The sequence below is a fragment of the Ruegeria sp. CDSB113 genome (genome assembly GCF_059611045.1).
The window spans coordinates 83185-100844 of the sequence record NZ_JBXWOU010000010.1 but is presented as its reverse complement, the minus strand read 5'-3'; the positions used below and the strand labels follow the sequence as shown (position 1 = coordinate 100844).

The following is a 17660-nucleotide window of genomic DNA, read 5'->3' as shown; positions in this document are numbered from 1 at the left end:
GCTGATGCGTTACGTCAAATGGGCTATCATCATCCTGTTCTGGGGCACAATTGCGGCGGTGTTGAATTACACCCTTCCGCAGCACGATGTGGTTCGGATTTCGGATACCTATGAGAAACGGATCGACCCCGGTGAGAACAGCATCTTCTGGTCGGTTCATGACGTCGGCAGTGATGCGACAACGCCAAACCGCGATGTGTTTTTCATTCAGACCCGCAAGACCAACGGCAAGGTCATGGTGTATCGGAACGAAGACACGGGCTGGGGCTGGCCGCCCTATTTCAAGCTGAATTCCTCGAACTTGCAAGCCGAAGCGGCGGACCAGAAATCGACGACCGAGGCGCCCCGTTGGGTTGTCGTGCGCCATTATGGCTGGCGCAGTGAGTTCCTTTCAATTTTCCCGAATGCAGTAAAGATCTGGGCAGTCGACAGTCCTGACGTTCGGATTATTCCCTGGTTCAATATCATTTTCCTGACCGTATTCTTCGCGATAGTTTGGGCCCTTTGGGTCCGCTGGCGCCGGTTTCGCGAGGCGCGGGTCGATCCCGTGATCGAGAATATGGAAGATGGCCTTTATGCCGCCGGCGACGCCATAGAAGAGCAGGGCAGCAGGTTCCGAAAATGGCTGAACAGTTGGAAATCCAAATAAGTTTTTGAGGGGCCGTTTGGCCCCTCCGCCAGTCTTGGCAGTGACCTGCTGATCTGAGTTCCTCAGCGTACGATAAATTCGGCGTGCAACGCTCCGGCGGCTTTGATCGTTTTCAGAATGTCGATCATGTCGCGGGGCGACACTCCAAGCGCGTTCAGACCTGCCACGACTTCGGACAAGGTTGCCGCTTCGGGTATTTCAGCCAACCCGGTGCCTTCCTCTTCTTCTATTCCCGCGATTGTTCTGGGCACCACAACAGTTTCGCCACGCGCGAAGGGGTTGGGTTGAACCGCAATCGGCGCCTCTTCGACCGTGAGCGTAAGATTGCCCTGCGAGACCGCCACGCGGGATATCCGTACTTCCTGCCCCATCACAATCGTGCCCGAACGCTGATCAACGACGACGCGGGCCTTGGTTTCGGGTTCAACCAGAATGTTCTCGATCCGCCCAAGCGCGTGGGCGGTCGAAATTGCCTGCGTTGCCGCGATGTTCAGCTCAACCGTCCCGGAATCGCGCATGATGGCCACTGCGCTGTTGAACTCGGTATTGATGGCAAGCTCGATCCTGCCTGCCGTTGTAAAATCGGGTTCTCGTAAAGCAAGGCGCATCTGGGTAAGCGCCGAAAGTTCAAAGTCTATCTCTCTCTCCACCCTTGCCCCGGACGGGATCACGCCGGATGTAGGAACGCCCTGCACAACAGAGGCGGCCTCTCCCTCAGCCGACACGCCGCCTGCCAAAACGGTACCTTGCGCAACGGCGTAAATCTGCCCGTCAGCAGCGTTCAATGGCGTCATGATCAGCGTACCGCCCAGCAGACTTTTAGAATCCCCGATGGCAGAGACCGTCACGTCGATCTGCCCCCCAACGCGCGAAAAAGGCGGCAGGGTTGCAGTCACCAGAACGGCGGCCACGTTTTTGGGGCGGAAATCTTCGCCGTTGACGTTGACGCCCAACCTTTCGAGAATGTTGGACATGATCTCTTCGGTAAAGGGCGAATTCCTGAGCCCGTCACCGGTTCCATTCAGCCCCACAACCAGACCATAGCCGACCAGATCGTTTCCGCGAACCCCGTCGAAGTTCACCAGATCTTTCAGTCGGATCGCGCCGGCGGAGGCCAGGCCAGGAAGCAACATCAGAAGAAAAACAAGAACTCTCATCTCAGGAAATTCACCAGCGACAGGTTCGCGTTGCGAACGGTGACCGAATACAGGCTTTCCAGTTGGAACTGCACGGTTTGCAACTGAGTGGCGGTTTCATAGGGATCCGCCGCGATCAATGTGCTTCGGCTGCTTTGCAGGCTAGTCCGCGCCGCATTATTTCGCGTTTGCGCCTGTTCGATTCGGGCCTCGGTCGCGCCGACATCGGCGCGCAGCCCCACCAACTGATCCTTGGCGTTGACCAGATCGACGGCCAATTGTTTGAACAAGGCCGTTCTTTGTTGCATCGGGACATTCAGACCGCTGTCCGCGACCACCGCTGCGACTGCGATGTCGCGAAGTGCGGCTTTGATGGCTGGATCGGTCGCTGTCACAGGAATTGAAACGCTTTCATTCTCGGATATCTGCATGGGGGCCAGTTTTGTGCCAGATCCCTGATAAATTACCGCATCGAACCCGGTAGGATCGTTGAACCAATCCTCTGCCCTCTGCCGGATGTCCGCGACAGTAGCTGCGCCCGTCAACTCGGCCTCTAGCGCGGTGATCAGCGTGTCAGCGGACGGAAGCGGAGAGACATCCGTTGCGGTGCCCGAGTAAAGGCTGCGCCCTCCGGCGCGGGTGTTCAACGCAGATACGATTGCGTCCAGTTCGTTTTTGGCCTGAGCCGATGCGTTTTCGTGGGTCACCGCCTGATTTGAGGTGCCAAAGGACAGAAGTGAGGCGGTAATCCCCTCAACAGCGCCGGCAACTGTATTCAGGCTCAGCTGCATTGCATCCGTGAACAACCCGGCTTCGGCGGTCGATACTTTGAACGCATCCAGTCTGGACAGGCTGCGATCCAGATCCAGCAGATGAGAGTAATCACCGTCCAGATGGCCAGACAAGTCCTGAACCCGTCCTGACGACAATTCGTAGGACAATGTTTCGATCTGGTTTTTGATCTCGGTCGACCGGGTTCTCAGCGTCAAACCACGCGCCAGATCACCAATGGATGTCAAATTCATCGTCATAACCTCAGCAGAGTGTCCATCATCTCATCCACGGTCGAGATGAGCCGCGCATTCGCGGCATATGTCTTTTCGATCTGCATCAGATTTTGCAGTTCGGTGTCAGTATCCACGCCGCGTTCGGCTTCGATCTTGGCCATTTCCAGTTGTGAGTGCTTGGCGAATGTCATGCGCCCCTCAGCGGCATGGGCGTTAGCTCCGGCCTTAGACAGCAGCGCCTCGGCAATCTCCGCAGCCCGCATGTTGCCGGTGCCATAGAGCCCCCCGGCAACGGGGCGGGCATCGTTCAGGACTGCTCCAAAGGCCCTCAGCTGCGTTGCATCGCCCGGATCCCCTGGAGTGGCGGCGCCGAGGCCCGTCCGCAATTTCCAGCTTTTACCACCTGCATCGGGGTCCACCGCCACGTTCAAGCGTATGCGCGAAGCCAATCCGGTTATTGCAGCTGCGTCGTAGCGATTGCCATCATCGGTGAACACGCCGGGATCAGTTGCTGTGACGGTCGGATCAAGACCGGCGGTCTCAAACCGTTCGATCAGGTCTTGGGCTGCGGTGTCCAAGTGTACTTGAGCCTCAACCGCCAGTTCATCGCGAATCTCGAACTGAGCCGCCAGGACCCCGCCCCTAAGCTGCGCACTATTGCCGCCGGTACGCACAGGCTGCCCGTTAATTTCAAGCCCGGACAAAAGGCTGTTGGCAATTGTCATGTGCGGCTTGGTTTCGCCGGTTGTCGTAAAACTGAATTCCGCTGCCTGCCCCTCTAAAAGGATCAGGCCGCCGTCTGAATATAACGACACACGGTCGTTATCCCGCGCTACGACATTGACCGGCATCAGTTCGTTCACTTGATCAATCAATACTTGGCGCTGATCCAGCAAGGCATTGATATCGCCGCCAGAATTCTTGATGCTGGGGATCTTGTTGTTCAGGTTTTCGATATCCTGCAATGACTGGTTCAGGCGGTCGACCTGCTTGCCGATGGTCCTGTCCGCATCCGACCGCGCCTGACGTAGACCTTCGGATGCCGCGTTAAGGCTGTCCGCCAAATCCCGTGCGGCGCGGGCCGCCTGATCTAGCCGCACTTTGGAATCGGGCAGGCTAGCGGCCGTTGTCATGCTGTTCTCAAAATCGGTCAACCGAGAGGCGAAGGATTTGGGGTCATCAACCGAACCCACGGCCTTCTCAAAACGTGTGTAGAACTCTGAGGTTGCGCTTGCACCGGCAAGATTTGCGTCGGAATCGCGCCGGTTGGCGACCAGGGCCGGGTCCTGATGGCGCGTCACACCGACGGTGCGCACGCCGTTGCCTGAGATCGGACTTGTCGCCAATTCCAGCGAGCGACGCGCATAGCCCGGTGTCAGGGCGTTGGCGATGTTGCCCGAGACAACTGCGGCCCTGCGGCTTGCGGCGGTCAGACCGCCCAACGCGTTGTTCAATGCTGTCGTCATGTTCATCGGACAGGTCCTTTCTCTAGCTCAAAGCCCTGCATCAACGTTTGATGTTTGTCGTTTCCTGAAGCATCTCGTCGACTGTCTGGATCACTTTGGCGCTAGAAGAAAATGCCCGCTGCGTCTGGATCATCGAGGTCAGTTCAGTTGCGACGTCGGTCGTGGATTCCTCACGCGCAAAGGATACCAGATCGCCGGTCGGCCCATCGCCCGCGTTCCACAGGAAGAACGTTCCACTATCGCGGGAGGGGGCGTAAGTCTGGTTGTCCAGCGCCGTTAACCCATTGGGATTGGGAACATCGACAAGCGGTATCTGATACACGCGCCGGCTGACACCGCTGTCGTATTGCGCGTAGACATATCCGTTTTCATCCACCTTTACGCCGGTCATTGTTGCAACCGGGGCACCGTCGCGTGTGATCGACACCGGGGCAAACGTATCAGACAGCTGCGTAATCCCATTTTTGTCGCCGATCTGACCGATATTGATCTCCATCGGCCCACCATCTACGTTTACCACAAAACTGCCATTTGCCGGATCGTAAGCACCACCTGAAATGGTAGTCACGCTGGCCAGCGTGCCGCCTGCGGTTCGGCTGTCGGTGAAGGTCAGGCGGTACTCTCCGATCACCGCACCGCCAGATGCGGTATCGCGCAGCGTCATGGTCCATTCATTGCTGGATCCTGTTCCGGGCACAGTCGGGACCAGTTCAATGTTTACGGATTCTGATTTTCCGAGGTTGTCAAAATATTCAACCGACAAAGGCTGTGCGTCACCCGGTGCGCCGGCATCCGTCGCCGTGGCCGGAAGGTTCATGCGCAGGTTCATGCTTGTGGTCGGCGAGCCGGTCAATTGATTGACGCTGAGTTTGACGGGTTCCAGCGCAGCTGGTGTATCCCTTGGCACATTAGGGATCGATCCGTCCGGGCCAGCGGGCCAACCCAACAAAACAAGCCCCGATTGCGTTACCAGATGACCCTGCTCATTGGTGCGAAACGAGCCGGTTGTGGTCAGAAGCATTTCATTCGAGTTTGACGCCACCTGAGAGCTGGGCCGCACGGGTAGCAGGCCACGGCCGCGCACTGCCAGGTCGGTTGAATTGTTCGTTGTGACCAGCGATCCGCGCTGGTCGATCATGCGTTGACTTGTGGTTCTGACACCACCTGCCGAATAGCTTCCGCCCTGACCGGAGGTGACCATCGAGTGAAAGTCGGTCTCAACCCGTTTGTAGCCAAAGGTGGACGAGTTGGCGATATTGTCAGAGATGGTCGCCAGCCGGTTCGCGTTGGCCTTCAAAGCGGCCACACCGGCATTCAGCGAAGAGGAAATTGTCATTGGCACGCCCTTCTGTTGCGTCAAAACGTGATGCAACAGCTAACGTACTGGCCCTTAACAGCACGCTAACAGGTAAAATGCGTTCTATCCTTTTGAATTCTACGGCGTGCGCAGAAAAATGATCTCGATCCTGTTGTTGCGAACCGCCATCGGGTTTTTGGCCGTCAACTCGCGGTCTGCGTGCCCCGTGACCCGATCCAGCCTTTCGGCAGCCAGACCCTTGCCTTGCAACATCTGGCGCACGGCCTGAGCGCGGGTCGTCGACAAATCCCAGGCCGGGTTTTGCGCCAGAACGACCGGCGAGGCACGCACATGTCCCTCGACAGCAATGGAGTTCTGCACCAGGTCCGAAGATCGCGCCACCAGCAAGGCGAGCGCGCGCATCATGGCGGTTGGCTTGTCGGTACCCGATTCGAACAGCGGCTGATCCTCGGTATCGAACAGCTCGACCACCAAACCTTCGTCGGTGACCCGCGTGACGATATGTTTCAAGACCTTGTCCGATACCAGACTTTCACCTGCGCGTCCCAGAAGCTTGGCCTCGAGAGAGGAGAAATCTTCGAGGTTTTCTTTGCCGCCGTCTGCGTTCACGCCAACCGATCCGCGGGCCTGCCGGGCGACCGTCGGGCTTTTCTGGCTGGCACCCGAGCCATCCATCACCATGGATTTTTCCGAGAACATGTTATTGCCGCTAAAGGCGCCGTCACCACCGCCTGACACCGGATTTACAGGAATCGTTGGCGAGAAATAATCCGCCAGCCCTTTGCGTTGTTTTTCTGTCGTTGCATTCAGCAGCCACATCAACATGAAGAACGCCATCATGGCCGTGACAAAGTCGGCATACGCGACTTTCCACGCGCCACCGTGGTGACCTTCGCCACCGGACACACGTTTCTTCTTGATGATGATTGGCGCCGCATTGGATTGCGCACCCATCTCCACCACCTTTTTATCACCCGCTACCGGGGTAGCAGTGCAGGTCTTAAGGCGGGCTTAACGTTTAAAACTGTCGCGATATCGCTGCTACACCAAGGCGGCTCCGGCGCGGTGCAGGATCAGTTGCAGGCGATCAAAGCTGTTTTTGATTCCATCCGTTTCGGGCTTGGCGAAAAAGGCGTCCAGCTCATCATGCACGCGCACGGCCTGATCCAACAGCGGATCGGAACCCTCGGAATAGAGCCCGGCTTTGATCATCACCTCGGACTGTTCATAGCTGCCAACCAGTCGGCGGGCTTGCGAGATCAACTGGTTTTCTTCCACTGTGGCCGCACCGGGCAAGCTGCGCGAGACAGAGCGGCTGAGGTCGATCGCCGGAAACCGCCCACGCTCGGCAATCTCGCGGCTCAGGACGATATGGCCGTCCAGAACACCGCGCAGGATATCGGCGATTGGCTCATCCATGTCCGATCCTGCGACCAAAACACTGAACACGGCCGTGATGTCGCCCTGTTCGCCAGTGCCCGGACCCGCGCGCTCGCAAAGGCCCGCAATCAATGGGGTCACTGAAGGTGGAAACCCGCGAAGCGACGGTTGTTCACCTGTAGCAACAGCAATTTCGCGATGCGCTTCGGCAAAACGGGTGACAGAATCGGCCAGAAACAGGACGTTCAGGCCCTGATCGCGCAAGTATTCCGCCACCGACATCGCAGACCAGGCACAACGGCGGCGCGCAAGGGCGGATTGATCAGACGTTGCGGCCACTACGATCGACCGCTTCATCCCCTCGGCACCCAACGCGTGTTCGACAAACTCGTTCACTTCGCGCCCACGCTCACCGACCAGCGCGACGACTACCACATCCGCCTGCATCGACCGCGACAGCGTTGCAAGCAGCGTGGACTTTCCCACGCCAGAGCCGGCGAACAGTCCAATGCGCTGACCCTGAACGATGGGCAGCATAGTGTTCAGCATCGCAAGACCAGTCTCCATTCGTTGACCCAAAGGTTTGCGATCGACCGCAGGTGGAGGGGCTTGCATTATGTCCTGCTCCTGAACTCCTGACAGCAGTGGTTTTCCGTCCAATGGAATGCCAAACGGGTCGACCACCCGTCCCAACCAGTGCATTCCCGGCGCAAAGGCTGGTGTTTGGTTCAGAATCACTCTGTCACCAAGGCAGACCCCGTCCGGTGCCGTGGCGGGCAGCATGTGAATCAGATCCGATTCGACATGCAATATCTCGCCTGCCAGATCCGGCCCATTGCGTCGGCGTAAGGTCACATGATCCCCGATCCGCGCATGCGCTGCGAGGCCTTCAACTTCTATAACCCCTCGCGCGACGCCGGCCACATGCCCCATATGGCGTGTGGCAGTCAGGCGGTCGATTTCACATTTCAAAAGCATCGGGTCGAGATCGGACATCGTGGGTTCTCCAACGGTTTCTGAAAACGGTTTTTAAAGGAATCGGGGTTAAGCCTTGATTGAAATTGATCGAGGGAGAAGCCCCGATGTTCTATGACCTGAACGTCTTTAAGACCGCGTACGCAATGGCAACCCATGCCGGGCAACGGCAATCCGTCATTGCACGAAACATGGCCAACGCGGATACGCCAGGCTACCAGCCCCGCGATATCGAGGCCTTTCAAAAAGCATTCGAAAGCTCGGGTCGTGAGGTCGCAATGACTGCCACGCGGGCGGGACATCTGAATGGTGTTGGTGGCCCAAAGCCCTGGGCTGAGATTGAAGCCACTCCTTCGGGTGACCCAAATGGCAATGGCGTTTCCGTCGAGGAAGAGATGCTAAAGGGCGTCGAGGTCAAGCGTCAGCATGACCGCGCCCTGGCGATCTACAAATCTTCAATGAATATTCTGCGCAGCAGCGTCGGCCGGGCATAAGGGGGCCGTAGGATGAGTGACTTTTCCCATTCTCTGACCGCCTCTGCCAGCGCCTTGCGCGCGCAGGCCGCGCGTTTGCGCCATGTGTCCGAAAACATCTCGAACGCGGATACACCGGGTTATCGCCGCAAGACAGTCCCGTTTGAAGCCGTGAACAAAGACGGCAAAGAAATGGTGCAGGCAGGGCGGGTCAAGCTGGACCGTCGCGCGCTGTCGCGCATCTATGACCCTAGCCACCCGATGGCCGATGACACGGGTCACTATCGTGGCTCGAACGTCGATCTGATGATCGAGATCGCCGACGCCCGCGAGGCGCAACGCAGTTACGAAGCCAACCTCAAGATGTTCGATCAGACTCGTCAGATGTCGTCGAGCCTGATGGACCTCCTCAGAAAATAAAGGGCACCAGAATGGATATCCGAGCAATCAATGCAGCCCAGAGTTACGCGGGCGCGCGCCCGGCAACGCAAGCTGATCCGGACCATGCCGGAATGGCCCAGGGGCTGCGGGCAGGGTTTCAGGACTTTGCCGCGACGCTGAAACAGTCCGAGCAGATGTCGCAGGCCGCGATGACAGGACAAGCCGATCCGCATGCTTTGGTGCAGGCGCTGGCGCAGACCGAACTGGCCGTGGAAACGGCTGTGATCGTGCGCAACAAGGTGGTCGAGGCCTATCAGGAAATCCTGCGGATGCCGGTCTGACGCAATGCTCAGCGAAGGTCTGTTCTATGACATCGTGCGTCAGGCGCTTTGGGTCGCGGTCATCACCTCGGTTCCGATCCTGGCGGTGGCGCTGGTTTCGGGCCTGATCGTTGGTCTGTTCCAGGCGCTGACCTCGGTGCAGGAGATGACGCTGACCTTCGTGCCCAAACTGATCGCCATCGTGATCGTGTTCTGGATTTCCATGGGATTCATGACCCAGACGCTGGTCACGTTCTTCGCAGGAACACTCATCCCTTTAATCGCAGGAGGTCGCTGATGGATACCGCCTATGTCACCCTGTCCCGGCAATCGGGTCTGATGAACGAAATGCGGCTGGTCGCGAACAACGTCGCCAATGCCAACACCACCGGCTACCGCGCGCAAGGTTTGGTGTTCTCGGAATTCGTACGCGATATGCCCGGAAACCCGTCCCTGTCCATGAGCCGCGCCGAAGTGCGCAATACCTCGCTGCAGCAAGGCGTGCTGACCGAAACCGGAGGGCAGTTCGACTTTGCCATCGAAGGGGATGGGTTCTTTATGGTCGAAACCCCGGCGGGCAATCGGCTGACCCGGGCTGGTGCTTTCTCGTCCAGTGCGGACGGGGATCTGGTGACCATGGATGGGCACCGCGTGCTGGACAGCAATGGCGCGCCCGTTTTTATCCCGCCGGACGCGGCATCCATTGATGTCGGCAGCGACGGCACGCTGAGTGTCGACGGGCAATTGCTGGGCCAGATCGGGGTTTACCGCGTTGCCAATCCCAAAACGTTGATGCGTGAAGGCAGCACGCAGTTCCGGGCCGAGGGCGACATTGAACCAGTCGAAGAACCCGTGGTCGTTCACCGTTTTCTCGAAGGATCGAATGTGAATGCCATCGCGCAGGTCTCGCGCATGGTCGAAATTCAGCGCGCCTATGAATTGGGTCAGAGCTTTCTGGAGGCCGAAGACGAACGGGTGCGCGGCGCGCTCAAGGCGCTGATGCGCTGATTTGAACAAGGAGAATTTGACATGCGAGCTTTGAAAATTGCGGCAACAGGAATGACGGCGCAGCAAATGCGGGTCGAGACGATCTCGAACAACCTCGCGAACATGAACACCACGGGGTACAACGCCCGGCGCGCTGAGTTCGCCGATCTGCACTATCAGCAGATGGCGCGGGCGGGTGCGGTCAATGCCAATGACGGAACAGTGCTTCCTACTGGTATCCAATTAGGCTTGGGTGTCCGTCCGGCGGCGGTGACCGCGCAGCTGTCGCAGGGCGCCCTGTCAGCCACCGGAAGCGATCTGGATGTTGCAATCGAAGGGCGCGGTTACCTGGAGGTGACGCTGCCCAACGGCCAGTCCGGTTATACCCGCGATGGCAGCCTGAAACGATCCGCCGAAGGGTTGATCGTAACCTCGGACGGGTTTGCCATCGCACCCGAAATCACCATTCCTGACGATGCACGGTCGATCTCGATCAACCCCGCGGGCGAGGTTTATGCCTATTTCGACGACGCGCCAGAAGGGCAACTGCTGGGAGAGTTCACCCTAGCCAGTTTTTCCAACGCCAAGGGGCTCGAGGCGATTGGCAGCAACCTGTTCAAGGAAACCGAAGCTTCGGGCGCGCCTGTGGTTGGCGCACCTGGAGAGGATGGGGTGGGCACGCTGCGGCAGGGCTATCTTGAGGACAGTTCGGTCGATGCGGTGCGCGAGGTCACCGAACTGATCGAGGCACAAAGAGGATATGAAATGAATGCCAAGGTCATATCCGCTGTCGATCAGATGATGAGCGCAACTACGCAGGTGCGGTGATGCGGGTTCTGAGTTTTGTTCTGGCCTTGGCGGCTCCGATCCCGGCAATGGCTGAAATCGTGGTGTCGAAACGCACCATCCGGGCCAAGGAAATCATTTCAGCCACTGATCTGGAAACCAAGGATCAGATGGTTCCAAACGCGGTGAGCAATGTGGACTTTCTGGTCGGGCAAGAGGCGCGCGTCGCACTGTACCCCGGGCGTCCGATTCGCGAGGGCGATTTCGGTCCGCCGGCAATTGTGGATCGAAACGATCTTGTCGTTCTTGTTTTTGACCGCCGCTCCCTGTCCATCACCGCCGAGGGTCGCGCATTGGGCCGCGGCGCGGTCGGGGATCGTATCCGGGTCATGAACCTGTCGTCACGCACAACCGTAACCGGACATATCCGGTCGAACGGCCAGATCGAGGTAAATTGATGTCAGCACTTCCTAAAACTCTGTTGGTTGCCGTTCTCACCGTGTCGGCCTGTGGCCGTGTGGATCACCTTGGCAAACCACCAAGCTTTACCCCCAATGATGAGTCGCCGGAACACGTGGCGATGCTTTGGCCGGGCTTGCCCTTGCATACGCAGCCGGCGCGCAGTGTCGACAAATCCTCGCTTTGGAGCGGTGGCCAGCAGTCCCTGCTGGGGGATCAGCGCGCGATCAAGAAAGGGGACATCATGACGGTCGTTATCGAGCTGGACGAAAAGGCTGAGATATCCAACGACACAAACCGATCCCGTAGCGGTTCGGAAAGTCTTGAGGTGCCCGGGCTGTTTGGCTTGCCGCAACGCGCGGCCGAGCACCTGCCAAACGGCGCATCCCTGGACGAAGCTGTTTCGATCGATTCCTCGTCGACCAGCAAAGGCAAAGGATCAGTAAAGCGAAAGGAAAAGCTGACCCTGCGGGTGGCCGCAACCGTGATTGATGTTTTGCCAAACGGGGTGCTTTCGATCTCGGGTTCGCAGGAATTGCGCGTCAACTTTGAGCTGCGTGAACTTTTGGTCGCGGGCTACGTGCGCCCTCAGGATATCTCGCGCCAGAATGAGATTACCTATGACAAGATCGCGTCGGCGCGCGTGTCCTACGGTGGTCGCGGTCAGATCACTGACGTTCAGCAGCCCCGTTACGGGCAGCAAATCCTGGATTCAATTTTGCCATTCTGAGGAGAGAGTGATGAAAAAACTGATCCCGGTCGTCCTTCTTTTCGCGGGCTTGGGTGGCGGCATCGCGGCAGGCGTGTTTCTGGCCCCTTCGGACAAAAAGGCAGACGTTGCCAAAGATATGAACGTCGAGTCAAAACAAGACAAGACTAGGAAGAAAGACCCGAATACCACAACAAAGAAGTCCGGCAAAGCGGACAAAAAGGAAGGTTCGGGTTCTTATGAGTATCTGAAGCTGACCAAGCAATTCGTGGTTCCGATCGTGGAATCTGATCGGATTGCAGCACTCGTCACCATGTCGCTAAGCCTTGAGGTCACACCTGGAATGGCCGAGCCGTTCTATGCCTCGGAACCCAAGCTGCGTGACCGCTTTTTACAGGTGCTGTTCGACCACGCCAATACCGGTGGTTTTGACGGGAACTTCACCCGCTCGGATAACCTGGCCGTCTTACGCGAGGCGCTGCTGGATGAGGCGCGCAAGGATTTGGGGGACGATGTTTCAAAGGTTTTGATCATGAGTGTGAACCGTCAGGATACGTGACGGGTCGGCGGGCCTTGGTTGGATCACAGGCAGGTCCTTACTGGGGTTTTTTGCATAAATTTGAAACCGCCTGCTTGCGCCCGAATGCGACGCGCAGATTCGCAATGGCTGTCAGCTTTTGTGCTCGTAACCGCGCAAGTTGCATGTTGAGCTGCCTGCGTGTCGCCGATTCCCACCCGTTCCAGAGAACATCTGTGCCGGTAACACGGTAACCTTCTGCAGACGCTGTCTCTTGCCGGGTTTGTTGGACTTGGGCGTCAAGTCGGGCCAATTGTTGTTGTACCCGTGCCTCGGCCTCGAGCACCGGGCGCAGGGATTGGTATTCTCGCTGAAACGAGGCTTCGGTCACTTTGGCCAGATCCTGCAGCTGTGTGCGTTTCATCAGATTTGCCCCTTCACCCGTTTGCGCATCGCCTCGGCAAACCGGATCGCAGCGGCGACGGGGCGGTAATGTTCTTCCGAGATCTGCTGCCCGATCTCAACAGTGGCATGCAGCGCACGAGCCGTTGGTGGATCCGGGTGGATTGGGACGCCGGCCTGCCCGGCGGCCTCGCGAATGGCGGCTGCGACGGAATCCACGCCCTTAGCCACGCAGACCGGTGCCGATCCGGCGGTCCGGGACCATTTCAGCGCGACGGCAAAATGGGTTGGGTTCACGATCACGACATCGGCTTTTGGTACCTCGGCCATCATCTGATTGGTTGCGATGTCCTGGGCGCGCTGGCGGCGCTGCTGTTTTACATGCGGGTCGCCTTCGGTATCTTTGGTCTCATCCTGGATTTCCTTGCGCGACATCCGGTTCTTGCGCATGTGTTCGGCGTTTTGCCAGACATAATCGATCACCCCGATGGTCAGAGCCACCGCAATGACGATGGACATGAACCGAATTAGCAGATTCATCATAAACATCACTGAAGACTGGGCTTGCGTCGCGCTTGCAGACAGAATCTCGCTGAGGTTGGCGCGCAGAAAAAGCGCCAGGCATGTGCAATAGATCACCAGTTTTGCAAAGCTCTTGGCAAATTCGAACAAGCCGCTGCGTCCAAATTTGTTCTTCGCATTGGACGGTATCGAAATGCGCGACAGCTTGGGTTTCAGTTTGGTGGGCGCAAAAACAAGCGCACGTTGCGAAATCAGGCTGAGCAGGACGGCGGCAGCAGGTAGGCCAAACAGGATCGAAATAGACCAAGCAGCCGTCTGCAGCATCCCTCCCACAGGGCTGGAAGCCGAACCTGTTGTCAGCAGTTGGCCAAAATCATCTGCCTGATCAATCAATACGATGAACAATGTGCCCATACGGTCCACAGCGAATTGCCCCGCAGCAAGCATGGCAATCAGCAAACCGACATAGGCCGCCACGACGTTCAGATCGTTGGACTTGGCGATTTCCCCTTTTTCGCGCGCCTTCTGCAGCTTTTGCGGTGTGGCCTCAAAGGACTTGTCACTGTCGTCGTCCTGACCGCTCATCTTGTGGCCTCAAGCGGATTCACAATGAAGGCGAACAGGGCATCGGACCAAACAGACAGGATCAAAGGGGTGCCTGCAAACAGCAGAAACAAACCCGCGAAGGTGATCGCGGGGGCGCCGACAAAGGCCACCATCAACTGAGGCATCGCCCGGTTGATGACCCCAAGCGCAAGGTTATAGATCAGCGACGCGATGACAAAGGGCATGGCCAGGCTGAACGCCAGACTAAAACTGCGCGCGATTTGTTTAACGCCCCACTGCGACAGGTCCGGTGCCAGCGGAGCAACGCCCATTGGAAACAGCGTGTAACTGTGGATCAGAAATTGCGCGACGCGGATGTGCAGGCCCAGCAGAACCGCCAATGTCAGACCTGCGAGTGTCAACAGATATCCCATTGCAGGAACCGGATCGACAGCGGCCCCGCCTAGAATCTGCGACAGCGATGTCGATTGCGCCGCAATGGATCCCGCAGTTTGCAAGGCCAGCACGAACAAACGCAAACCAATGCCCATTGCCAGTCCGACAAGTATTTCGGTGCCAATCATCCGCACCAAAGGCAACAACCCTTGGCCATGGTCGGGCGCAGGAACGGCGGGCGTAACGATCAGTGTAAATGCCGCGGCGATCCCCAGCTTGACGCGGGTTGGAATGCTGCGTTCCCCGAAGGCGGGTAATAGCGATACCAGCGCCGACATGCGCAGGAAGACGGCAAAGAGGTGCCACAGACCATCTGCCAGTTCCGGCAGCAACGCTGGAGGCACGGCGATCATGCGGGTATCGTTCCGACCAATGCGGGTCTGGCCTCGAGCCCGATTTCCTCAAAGGACAGGACCGGATTCGACACCCCCCGCGCCTGCATGATCGTGCGCAGCAATCGACGTCGGCGGGTCGAGGTCACGACCGCCGGGAACACCCCGTGATCGGCGGATTGCGCGACGGTTTCGACGACACCATCTGCCAGTTTGTTGAACAGGTTCGGCGGCAGGGCGACATCCAATCCGGTGTTGGGCGCGTCGATCTGGTACGAGGCAAACGTGTCTTCCCATTCAGGCGCAAGCTGGATCAGCGGAATGGAACCGTCTCCCCGCTTCATGTCGGCAACCAACTGGAATCCCAATCTTTGCCGGACCAGCTCGCAAATCCCTTCGGGTTGGGTCGTGGTCAGGCGCGCCTCAGCCACAGTTTCAAGGATCAGGGCCATGTTACGGATCGAGACTTTTTCCTCCAGCAGTAGTCGCAATACAGAATGTAACGTGTCGATCGGCACCTTGTCCGGGATCAGCTCGTCTAGCAGCTTGCGGTTCGCTTCGGCCCGGACCGGATCGCTAAGCCGTGTCATCTCGGACAACAATCGGCGCAGGGATTTCAAAGTCAGCAGCCGCGCGAAGTTCTGTTTGATGATCTCAAGCAGATGGGTCGCCAAAATCTCGGGGGGAGAAACGATGGTCGCGCCGCTCAGCGCCGCGGCTTCCTGATCCTTTGGTAGAATCCAGCGCGCCGGGGCGCCATAAACAGGTTCGGTCACATCATTGCCTTCGGGCAGCATGTCATGGCCGTCTTGCACCAGCGCCAATACCAAATCGGGGTTGAGAACACCGCGTGCCTGCTCGACCCCCTGTACCTTGATCACATAGGTTCCCAGTGGCAGTTCCGCCCGGTCCGTCAGGCGGATGTCAGGCAGGATCAGTCCAAAGCCTGAGGCGACATATGTGCGCATATTGGCAATTCGTGCGTCCAGCCCGGTGCCGGGGTTGAGAACCATTCTGACAAGATCAGGGGCGAACTCCAGGTGAACGTCGTCCAGATCCAGAATGTCCCCGATGGCTTGGGAAACCTGGGTTTCATCCTCGGATGAAGGTGCCTGTTCCGCGTCTGTTTCGGCCTTCTGCTTGCGGTGCACCGAGTATGCTGCATACCCCAGAACGCCCGCGCCGAGGATGAAGGGCAGAAAGGGCAGGCCGGGCACCAGCGCAAACAAGACCATCAGCATGGCCACTGTGCCCAATGCGGCCGGATGCCGACCCAATTGCGAAAAAATCGCGCTGTCGGTTGCGCCCTGAGTACCACCCCGCGCCAGCAATAGCGCTGAGGCGATTGAGATGATCACGGCGGGAATTTGCGAAACCAGCCCGTCGCCGACAGTCAGAATGGCATAGGTCTCAAACGCGGCAGAGATAGGCATTCCCTGCACGATCACGCCCATAATCAGGCCCATCACAAGGTTCAGAAGCGTGATCAACAGCCCCGCAACCGCATCCCCCTTGACGAACTTCGAGGCCCCGTCGAGCGAGCCGAAGAACGTCGTTTCCTGTTGCTCACGTTCGCGGCGCTCTTTCGCTTGCTGATGGTCAATGGCCCCGGCGGACATGTCGCTGTCGATGGCCAGTTGTTTGCCGGGCATTCCGTCCAGAGCAAACCGCGCGCCGACTTCGGCCATGCGCGCCGCACCCTTGGTGATGACCATAAAGTTCACGATCAGCAGCACACCAAAAACAACCAGGCCCAGAAAGATGCTGCCGCCCATGACAAAATTCGCAAACCCTTCAATCACGTCTCCGGCAGCACTGGGGCCGGTATGGCCCTGACCGATGATCAGCTTGGTCGAGGACACGTTCAGCGACAGCCGCAGCATCAGCGAGGCAAGCAGGATCGTTGGAAAGGACGAGAAATCCAGCGGGCGTTCGATGAACAACGTCAGTGTGAAGATCAGAATCGCCAATGCAAATGAGGCGGACAGGCCGACGTCCAGCACCCACGCGGGCATGGGCAGGATCATCATCACGATGACAGTCATCAACGCCAGCGCCAGCAGCACGGTCGGAGAGAAAAGCGAACGGGCGTCGATCTTGGGCACACAGAGCTCCTAGTTGAATTGGATGAAAGCGGTCGCAGCGCCGGCCACCGGCACCAGCGATCCCATCGCGCCAGTGTTGGTGGGTTCTGCTCGGGGTGGAATTAATGGATCGGCAGCCCCGGTAAACGGATCGCGCGTCGCAAATGCGTTTGGAGTTTGCTGATCCAAATGAGCCAGAACGGTTTGAAAACGCATCACGTAGGCGTTTGCCAAAGCGGGCGTGCGCGAGTGATAAGCTCCGGCGGCGGCGTTCCACGAACCCAGTTCGGCATACAGCTCTTTCAGAAACCGCGCGGCATATGCGGCGTTTTCGTCGGGATCGAACATGGCGTCGATCGAGCGGAAGGCTTTGCCGTGCCAGCGGTAGTTGATCTGAAAGCACCCGATATCAAAGCTGCGTTTGCCTGCTTTGAAGATTTCGAACACATATGATTTTGCCTCGAACTCTGAGGTGAACCAAACGCCCTTTCCTTCAACATTGACTGTCCAGGGCCAAGGTTGCAGTGCCCCGTCAGCCGTGCGGCCTGTCTCAACCCGGGCGATTGCACGCATTACATCCAGTGGCACACCTTCGGACCGGGCGGCGCGCTGGGCGGCGTGGTCGCAGATGCGGGCCGTTTGGGTGTTGGGCATGGCAAAACCCGGCGGTGCCACCAACAGCGCCGCCAAGGCCAGTCCTAAGATTGTTCGATAAGGCATTCTGCCAGTCCGGGATTCTGATCAGTCCGGGCCAA

General features: G+C 58.2%; 21 protein-coding genes. 10 read left to right on the top strand and 11 right to left on the bottom strand.

Annotated features, from left to right (window positions below):
* The first annotated feature begins 4 nt into the window (after nt 1–4).
* The gene (locus tag AC2FIS_RS16890; RefSeq protein ID WP_282152855.1) at nt 5–649 is read left to right on the top strand and encodes a DUF1523 family protein; all 645 of its coding nucleotides are present in this window, start codon (nt 5–7) and stop codon (nt 647–649) included.
* Between the two features lie 62 nt (nt 650–711).
* Here AC2FIS_RS16890 and AC2FIS_RS16885 read toward each other — a convergent pair whose 3' ends face one another.
* From AC2FIS_RS16885 to AC2FIS_RS16860, 6 genes are all read right to left on the bottom strand, one after another.
* On the bottom strand, nt 712–1806 hold the full coding sequence (locus tag AC2FIS_RS16885) for a flagellar basal body P-ring protein FlgI (RefSeq protein ID WP_496774508.1): 1095 nt from the start codon (nt 1804–1806) through the stop codon (nt 712–714).
* Complete coding sequence (locus AC2FIS_RS16880; RefSeq protein WP_496774506.1) at nt 1803–2810, bottom strand: flagellin; 1008 nt, start codon at nt 2808–2810, stop codon at nt 1803–1805. The genes AC2FIS_RS16885 and AC2FIS_RS16880 overlap by 4 nt, the downstream gene beginning before the upstream one ends.
* Before the next feature lie 2 nt (nt 2811–2812).
* Complete coding sequence (flgK, locus tag AC2FIS_RS16875) at nt 2813–4264, bottom strand: flagellar hook-associated protein FlgK (RefSeq protein ID WP_496774505.1); 1452 nt, start codon at nt 4262–4264, stop codon at nt 2813–2815.
* A gap of 34 nt (nt 4265–4298) precedes the next feature.
* Complete coding sequence (locus AC2FIS_RS16870; protein WP_282152851.1) at nt 4299–5594, bottom strand: flagellar hook protein FlgE; 1296 nt, start codon at nt 5592–5594, stop codon at nt 4299–4301.
* Between the two features lie 99 nt (nt 5595–5693).
* Entirely contained in the window at nt 5694–6530 is an 837-nt protein-coding gene (locus tag AC2FIS_RS16865; protein WP_496774504.1) for a flagellar motor protein MotB, read from the bottom strand.
* 87 nt (nt 6531–6617) lie between these two features.
* Nucleotides 6618–7952, bottom strand: a complete 1335-nt coding sequence (locus AC2FIS_RS16860) for a FliI/YscN family ATPase (protein WP_496774503.1) — start codon at nt 7950–7952, stop codon at nt 6618–6620.
* Between the two features lie 86 nt (nt 7953–8038).
* On the opposite strand from AC2FIS_RS16860, the gene AC2FIS_RS16855 reads away from it, so the two are divergent.
* The 9 genes from AC2FIS_RS16855 to AC2FIS_RS16815 are packed head-to-tail and all read left to right on the top strand — an operon-like array spanning nt 8039 to nt 12605.
* Nucleotides 8039–8425 carry a FlgB family protein gene (locus AC2FIS_RS16855; RefSeq protein ID WP_282120922.1) on the top strand — a complete coding sequence of 129 codons (387 nt, stop codon included), beginning with the start codon at nt 8039–8041 and terminating at the stop codon, nt 8423–8425.
* Nucleotides 8426–8437: 12 nt separating this feature from the next.
* Nucleotides 8438–8824, top strand: a complete 387-nt coding sequence (gene flgC / locus AC2FIS_RS16850) for a flagellar basal body rod protein FlgC (RefSeq protein WP_496774502.1) — start codon at nt 8438–8440, stop codon at nt 8822–8824.
* A gap of 11 nt (nt 8825–8835) precedes the next feature.
* Nucleotides 8836–9126, top strand: a complete 291-nt coding sequence (fliE, locus tag AC2FIS_RS16845; RefSeq protein ID WP_113789169.1) for a flagellar hook-basal body complex protein FliE — start codon at nt 8836–8838, stop codon at nt 9124–9126.
* A 4-nt stretch (nt 9127–9130) separates the two neighbouring features.
* Nucleotides 9131–9403, top strand: a complete 273-nt coding sequence (locus AC2FIS_RS16840) for a flagellar biosynthetic protein FliQ (protein WP_496726699.1) — start codon at nt 9131–9133, stop codon at nt 9401–9403.
* Nucleotides 9403–10113, top strand: a complete 711-nt coding sequence (locus AC2FIS_RS16835; RefSeq protein WP_496774501.1) for a flagellar hook-basal body complex protein — start codon at nt 9403–9405, stop codon at nt 10111–10113. The genes AC2FIS_RS16840 and AC2FIS_RS16835 overlap by 1 nt, the downstream gene beginning before the upstream one ends.
* A gap of 21 nt (nt 10114–10134) precedes the next feature.
* Nucleotides 10135–10920 (top strand): flagellar basal-body rod protein FlgG, encoded by a 786-nt coding sequence (flgG, locus tag AC2FIS_RS16830; protein WP_496774498.1) that lies wholly within the window; start codon nt 10135–10137, stop codon nt 10918–10920.
* Nucleotides 10920–11336 carry a flagellar basal body P-ring formation chaperone FlgA gene (flgA, locus tag AC2FIS_RS16825; RefSeq protein WP_496774496.1) on the top strand — a complete coding sequence of 139 codons (417 nt, stop codon included), beginning with the start codon at nt 10920–10922 and terminating at the stop codon, nt 11334–11336. The genes flgG and flgA overlap by 1 nt, the downstream gene beginning before the upstream one ends.
* Nucleotides 11336–12067, top strand: a complete 732-nt coding sequence (gene flgH, locus AC2FIS_RS16820) for a flagellar basal body L-ring protein FlgH (RefSeq protein WP_496774495.1) — start codon at nt 11336–11338, stop codon at nt 12065–12067. Before flgA ends, flgH begins: the two co-directional genes overlap by 1 nt.
* A 10-nt stretch (nt 12068–12077) precedes the next feature.
* Entirely contained in the window at nt 12078–12605 is a 528-nt protein-coding gene (locus AC2FIS_RS16815) for a flagellar basal body-associated protein FliL (RefSeq protein ID WP_496774494.1), read from the top strand.
* 37 nt (nt 12606–12642) lie between these two features.
* Here AC2FIS_RS16815 and AC2FIS_RS16810 read toward each other — a convergent pair whose 3' ends face one another.
* Genes AC2FIS_RS16810 through AC2FIS_RS16790 form a run of 5 tightly spaced genes read right to left on the bottom strand, consistent with a single transcriptional unit; the run spans nt 12643 to nt 17625 of the window.
* On the bottom strand, nt 12643–12987 hold the full coding sequence (locus AC2FIS_RS16810; RefSeq protein ID WP_496774493.1) for a hypothetical protein: 345 nt from the start codon (nt 12985–12987) through the stop codon (nt 12643–12645).
* Nucleotides 12987–14072, bottom strand: a complete 1086-nt coding sequence (gene flhB / locus AC2FIS_RS16805; RefSeq protein WP_496774492.1) for a flagellar type III secretion system protein FlhB — start codon at nt 14070–14072, stop codon at nt 12987–12989. The genes AC2FIS_RS16810 and flhB overlap by 1 nt, the downstream gene beginning before the upstream one ends.
* On the bottom strand, nt 14069–14842 hold the full coding sequence (locus tag AC2FIS_RS16800) for a flagellar biosynthetic protein FliR (RefSeq protein WP_496774491.1): 774 nt from the start codon (nt 14840–14842) through the stop codon (nt 14069–14071). The genes flhB and AC2FIS_RS16800 overlap by 4 nt, the downstream gene beginning before the upstream one ends.
* Nucleotides 14839–16926 (bottom strand): flagellar biosynthesis protein FlhA, encoded by a 2088-nt coding sequence (flhA, locus tag AC2FIS_RS16795; protein WP_496774489.1) that lies wholly within the window; start codon nt 16924–16926, stop codon nt 14839–14841. The genes AC2FIS_RS16800 and flhA overlap by 4 nt, the downstream gene beginning before the upstream one ends.
* A 9-nt stretch (nt 16927–16935) precedes the next feature.
* Nucleotides 16936–17625 carry a lytic transglycosylase domain-containing protein gene (locus tag AC2FIS_RS16790; protein WP_496774488.1) on the bottom strand — a complete coding sequence of 230 codons (690 nt, stop codon included), beginning with the start codon at nt 17623–17625 and terminating at the stop codon, nt 16936–16938.
* Between the last annotated feature and the right edge of the window lie 35 nt (nt 17626–17660).